General features: G+C 41.3%; 6 protein-coding genes and 1 pseudogene. 2 read left to right on the top strand and 5 right to left on the bottom strand.

The window, feature by feature from the left end:
- Positions 1 to 546 (top strand): annotated as a pseudogene (locus VTH8203_RS20320) (IS3 family transposase); the annotation flags it as partial.
- A gap of 126 nt (positions 547 to 672) precedes the next feature.
- On the opposite strand, the gene VTH8203_RS20315 reads toward VTH8203_RS20320, so the two are convergent.
- Entirely contained in the window at positions 673 to 1797 is a 1125-nt protein-coding gene (locus VTH8203_RS20315; protein ID WP_096995288.1) for a tyrosine-type recombinase/integrase, read from the bottom strand.
- A 701-nt stretch (positions 1798 to 2498) separates the two neighbouring features.
- Between VTH8203_RS20315 and VTH8203_RS20310 the strand changes: the two genes are divergently transcribed.
- Positions 2499 to 2738, top strand: coding sequence for a hypothetical protein (locus tag VTH8203_RS20310; RefSeq protein WP_096995287.1), 240 nt, complete (start codon positions 2499 to 2501; stop codon positions 2736 to 2738).
- Here the strand turns inward: VTH8203_RS20310 and VTH8203_RS20305 are convergent.
- From VTH8203_RS20305 to VTH8203_RS20290, 4 genes are all read right to left on the bottom strand, one after another.
- Positions 2709 to 3509: a hypothetical protein gene (locus tag VTH8203_RS20305; RefSeq protein WP_096995286.1), complete on the bottom strand. Its 801-nt coding sequence runs from the start codon at positions 3507 to 3509 to the stop codon at positions 2709 to 2711. The genes VTH8203_RS20310 and VTH8203_RS20305 overlap by 30 nt on opposite strands.
- A 144-nt stretch (positions 3510 to 3653) precedes the next feature.
- Positions 3654 to 4088 (bottom strand): DUF2513 domain-containing protein, encoded by a 435-nt coding sequence (locus VTH8203_RS20300; RefSeq protein WP_096995285.1) that lies wholly within the window; start codon positions 4086 to 4088, stop codon positions 3654 to 3656.
- Between the two features lie 626 nt (positions 4089 to 4714).
- On the bottom strand, positions 4715 to 5407 hold the full coding sequence (locus VTH8203_RS20295) for a hypothetical protein (RefSeq protein WP_244181271.1): 693 nt from the start codon (positions 5405 to 5407) through the stop codon (positions 4715 to 4717).
- 161 nt (positions 5408 to 5568) lie between these two features.
- Positions 5569 to 5764, bottom strand: a 196-nt coding sequence (locus tag VTH8203_RS20290; protein ID WP_167385790.1) for a transposase, incomplete at its 5' end; no start/stop codon positions are given.

Genomic DNA, 5764 nt, shown 5'->3' with positions numbered 1-5764 from the left:
GAGGCTCCGAATCAAAAGTGGGCGGGAGACATCACCTATGTTGCGACAAGCGAAGGCTGGCTGTATTTGGCGGTAATTATTGACCTTTATTCAAGGCAAGTAGTCGGTTGGTCTATGGACACCAGAATGACGGCAACTCTGGTCTGCGATGCGTTATCAATGGCCTTGTTCCGTCGAGGGTTCCCTGAGCAGGTTATCGTTCATAGTGACAGAGGCAGCCAGTACTGCTCAAAAGATTATCGTGACATTATAACTGCTTATAATCTAAAGCAAAGTATGAGTAGGAAGGGAAATTGCTGAGAGCTATTCCCGCTAATACTGAAAGATCTAGCGAGTCTGTCTTGACATAGGAGCGTCAATGCTTACGTTGAGAGCTTCTTCCATTCAATGAAAGTTGAAGTGATCCATTACGAGCCGATCATGACGCGAGACGAGATGCGCCAAACGCTCTTTGAATACATAGAGATTGATTATAATCGTACAAGAAGGCACAGTGCTCTTGGGTATCTAAGCCCTGTTAACTTTGAAAATCAAAAAGTCGCTTAATGGAGTGTCCAGTCTGACTGGAGCAGATCACTTCCAGAGATCGCAGTTACTTTGACATCTCGAATTAATGATAATTTTCAGGTTCTCAAGCCTGCATCTTCAAGTTGATTCGGTATAGTATCATGATTATATTCTTCCTCTAGACGCCCGTTTCTGTGCCATTGCACCATCTTTTGCCAATATCCCACGACCGTACCTCATCACCATTGCCGGTGTGGACCAACGACCAGCTTGCTGTACTTGCAAGATAGTGTATCCATCCGTCAATAAATCCTGACAAGCGCCAACTCTTGCACTGTGGCCAGTAAAAGTAGCGATCCCGACCTTACCCAAATTGAGGGCCTCCCATGCCTTGTTGAAAATCTGTTCGATAGTCCATGACGTCATTTTCTTATGATTTTTGCCACTTTCAGGGTGAGTGGGGGCGATTAGCTTTGGTCTATATGGCGTGTTGTGTCGGCTTACCCCGACGAACAAAAAGGCTTGCTCATCGGTGTCATCAAGCCCTGCCAATTCAACATATTCGTGAATAATATCAACAGCTTCTGGACTAAACACCACAGTATCTGGTTCGCCACTATGATTAGATTTAGTGATAGGGATAGTCAGCAATGCAGTTCCGTCACCTGGGTACTCTAAGTGGCCAAAACGGATATTTGCGATTTCCGATGCCCGAAGCAAGCTTTCATAAGCAACTGTCAGTAAAGCCAGATCACGACGATACCGTAAGCTAGGGGAATGACGCCATAATTCGGTTATTCTATCTAAGTGTTTCTCTCGAAACGCTGAAGCCTGTACAATTCGTTCACCTGCCTCAACTTTTCTGCGAAAGATACTAGCCATCTTGTCACGCACGATTTCATCAAGAAATGGATCCGGACAACCCGAGATACGATGAATTTTAGAAATAGTCCACGCATAAGACCGGTTAGAGTTACGGTGTAAGTCGTCGACCTTATCTTCAAAGAATAATTCGATTGTTTCTGCGGCTGCTGGCAATGGATGATGCTCATGCTCGTGACACCATTTCTCAAATCGCGACCAGTTGCTGTAGAGCTGAGAAAGTGAGTTCTTAGCATAACGCTCTTCACGTTTATTGAACTCTCTCAAAAGATGGTTAATCGCATCTTGAATTTTTTGGTACTGTTTGCTCGATGTACCGTGCTTTCGTGCGAGCATGATCGCTTGGTGCACATGTTCTGGCCTTAAACGAGAAAAGTCCGTATGAAATGAGATTTCATTGCCGACCATATTATTTCCAACTAATGATTTCGTAGTTCATTACAGTCTAACCAATTCACTGCATTTTTTCTAGATCACATATAATTAGGGTTATATGTGATCTAGAAAAAATGCAGCTTAAGCCTTGAAATCTACGCGTGATTACCAAGACATTAAAATTATATCAATTGATTACAGTGTCACTTTTTTAAGTAGAGTAGGGCTGAGTAATGTCGGGGGCTGAAGCCCAATGGAACGAAAACGTACGCTAAGCTTTATACGGTAACTTGGGGTTTCAGCGAAAAGTCCAATGTGGCCTCTCAGCCCTTTATTAATAATAGCTCTTAGCTATGGCATATTTTCTTTCGTAGCCCTCTGAAATGCGAACATATGACAAAATCGGTTGGTCTTAAGGTACGACAGAATCGCTTGGTGATCACACACAAGAAATAGTCCTCATAACTCGGTTTTGGACATAAATGAGATTCGAAAAATCAAACATTAGCAAATCATGAATAACTACAGGTATGGCAAGATGAAAAAAAGCCCACTATCAGGAGCGAAGAAAGTGGGCAAAGTATGGGTGACATGATGATATTCAAAGTAAGTATCTAGATAATATGCATAAATGCACATTTTAACAACAGTATTTCTATGACCGTTCAACTCGTTTTTGGACAAAAATCAGTTTCGGAAAATCGAACATTAGCAATTAATGAATAACTTCAGGTATGGCAAATAGCAAAACTGAAGTGCAGGACGCACCGGATGATGTGTCGAAACCTCTGCCTTACGAAGACCGCATTCGCCTTGAGGAAAGCATCAAGGCCGCGACCCTTCTAGAGCAGATCGCACAATTTACATATATAGAAGCTTCGGGCTTGTTCAACACTCGGGATTTAACGTTGGCTGCGCAACGCTTAATCCTTATTCGTTATAAGTCATTTCAACTTCTTGCGACAGGACTTTAACTCACCACTTGCGACACTTAACCATAAGGGCGTGGTCAAGGCAGATTTTTCATAGATATAGTTGAAATACTTGAGAATTTGCTCTGGTCCATGAAAAGCACTCACCTTGTACAACTTTACAGCATAGCTAACTCGGTCAAACTCCAAACTACTGATAGTTAAACTAGATTGCATATGCATCACGATATTTCGTTCATCCACAAGTTCTGATACTGCCTTTCTCAAAGAACTGTGTTCTTTAAGTGGTGGAACATTGAATACCTGAGGCGCTAATTGAAACAACTTAGGTCTGATCGGAATAGATTGATCGGAAGCTATCTTGTCAGAAAAAATCTCACGGGCTGTCTTGTTTGGACGTTCGAGGCGTAATTGAGTAGGCTTTCCGTCGACTTTACCATGCAAAACAAATGATTTATTTACCCATGACTCTATAGCACTAATTGAGAATGTTATCGCTGCCATTGCTTGCTGACACATAGCAAAAAACTTTTGCATGTTCTCTTCACTAGTGTCTATTTCAAACATTCCATCAAAACCGGAGCGCTGAATTAAAATGTCTTTTTTCATCTGTTCTGCTTTAAATGCGGCTTCCAATGCATTGAAAAACATTAATGCTTCGAACTCTGGAGGCGGTACTCGCATTTTGTAGCCATTATATTCTCCTTGAGAGGAAATTGTGGTTACTTTGCTACCAGCTTTAACTAAGTGCCCACTCGGCAAAACAGTGTCATGCGTGACTGATATATTATTATCTTCTAATAGATGATCCATATTTACCTTTGACTTATAACGCCTTGTTAATTGGTGAGAAAACGCTGACCACCAAACTAAATATGACCACCTTAACCACAAAAGCCGACCATTACAAAAGTGCCGAGCGTTTTGGAATCCAGTTGAACAATTTGTTATACAAATTTATGCCAACAGTGCATCCAATTTTTTGGTTAAGTAGTGCTCAAGTAATTTTTGGCTGCCATCAAATAGTACTCGGAAAGGAGCATTTGTTAGTTCAGTCTTTAGTTTCTCTAACACTTCTTTATTGTTCAATGCACTTGCGAAATCATGCCCTTGTTGAGTTAATCGAACATCTCTTTCAACGATAGTTCCGCCAGATTTATTGTATGAAATACCAAAAGTATTCAGCGAATCAGAACGAAGATCTTTGTCACTAACTAAGCCATTTTCAACTAACAATTGGGCATGGAAAACGAACTTCTCATCTAATCCTTTACGATCATCGGTATAGATTTTCACCCCCGCGTTCTCTAACACAGATAAGGTAATGTGAGCCGTATCTGATTCTAGGAACACACTAAGTAAGCTTGAAATATACTGGACATCGATTCTCATAATTACCTCATTTGTATAACTTTATAGACGGATTTTTTCCGTAATTATATGCAACCAATAGTAACGCTAATTATATTCACGTTCAATCGAAAGCCCGCACAGCCTAGTCTCTAAGGCATGAGCTTCAGAAATTGCCGAAAGTTTCCGTATAACTCCGGCGGATTCCGAGAAATACGATTTTCACCCTGATTGCACTCCAAATGAGCATGGCCTTATCTTCTTTCGTCTGATTAGATTTGATAGGGAAAACGCACGCCCCCAAAATGTGTAGAGTATTTAATCTAACCAATTTCGGGGCAAGCTCGTGCCAAAACTGGTTGGTGTCACAATGATCGCACTGAGAAGATGATCGCACTGAGAAGCTTCTGGACATTTATTTTTTCAGCGCCTTTGCTAAATTAGCAATTAATGAATAACTTCAGGTATGGCAAATAGCAAAATTGATGTGCAGAACGCAGCGGATGATGTGTCGAAACCTCTGCCTTACAAAGAACGCAGTCGCCTATAGATAAGCATCAAGGCCGCCACCCTTCTAGAGCAGATCGCACAATTTACTTATATAGAGGCTCGGGCTTGTCCAACACTTGGGATTTAACGTTGGCTACGCAACGCTTAATCCTTATCTGTTATCTTAATGATTTTCGACCAAACCTATCATAATCGTGAGCAATAGCTTCAAAAAGTTTAGACTCAAGCACTTTATCTGGATTATCTAACACATACTTTTCAATTTTAGCCAACTGATCTGCAGGAATTTGTTCGTATAGTTCAGATATCTTGTTTGCTGCATCCATGATGTAGACGTCAAAGCCATCAGGAAACACATATTCACGAGGGGACATAGTCCCACCACTAATGGCAACCCGACTAGACCTCATTTCTCTTGACTGTTTACACTTAACAACACCAAGAACGATAAATGACGGAAGCTTCGTGTAAATGTAAGTGCCTTGTGAGTTACCCACAATATCCATGGCAGTCGCACGAAGGAAGTATCTGTTTATATTGGTTGGTAGGTTATCAAAAGAAGTCGATGCTATAACATCGAGAGGATAAATATGTTGCTCAAATTCATAGAGGTTAGAAGCTTTCCCTAGTAGAAAGTCTGAGAGCCCCTTTTCTGCTCCTGCCAGCATATCTAAATACTCTTGAGAGTGAGTTGCCTCGCTATTTTTACTCCGAACATACGTTAGAGTACGCCAAGACAATGAAGCAGAAAACTTAGCTAACCAATCTCCATAAGAGGTGGTTAAACTAGAGTCTTCTATATATGGGTAGAATATTTTCAGAGAAAATGAACGCTCCCATGTAGAAAACAAATCTTCGCACGAACCGCATAGCCAGTATTCTTTAGCAAGGTCTTGACGTCGCTTACTAACCTGATTCCCCTCTCGCAGGTATCCGGTAATCGCTGTTTTCTTTAGCCACTTACCAATGAACTTGGGAATGAAGTGGCTTAATTCAAGCGGCTCTTCTCCGCTTAGATGAGCTTGACAGAAGGGTATAATATTGAACTTACCTCAGGTACTGAAAGCTGTTTAATCTTCAGTTTGAAGTATTCGGTATCTCTTATCCCGCGAGCTCTTCTACGCAACAATCCTATTGATACATTGCCAGCCTCGATTATAGAGCTGGTTAGTCGGTCATACTTTGCAAAGTTACAGATGCCTTCTTTG

This window comes from Vibrio thalassae, from assembly GCF_900089835.1.
GTDB lineage: Bacteria > Pseudomonadota > Gammaproteobacteria > Enterobacterales > Vibrionaceae > Vibrio > Vibrio thalassae.
The sequence above is the reverse complement of the archived record's forward strand: the minus strand, read 5'-3'. Positions and strand labels throughout refer to the sequence as shown.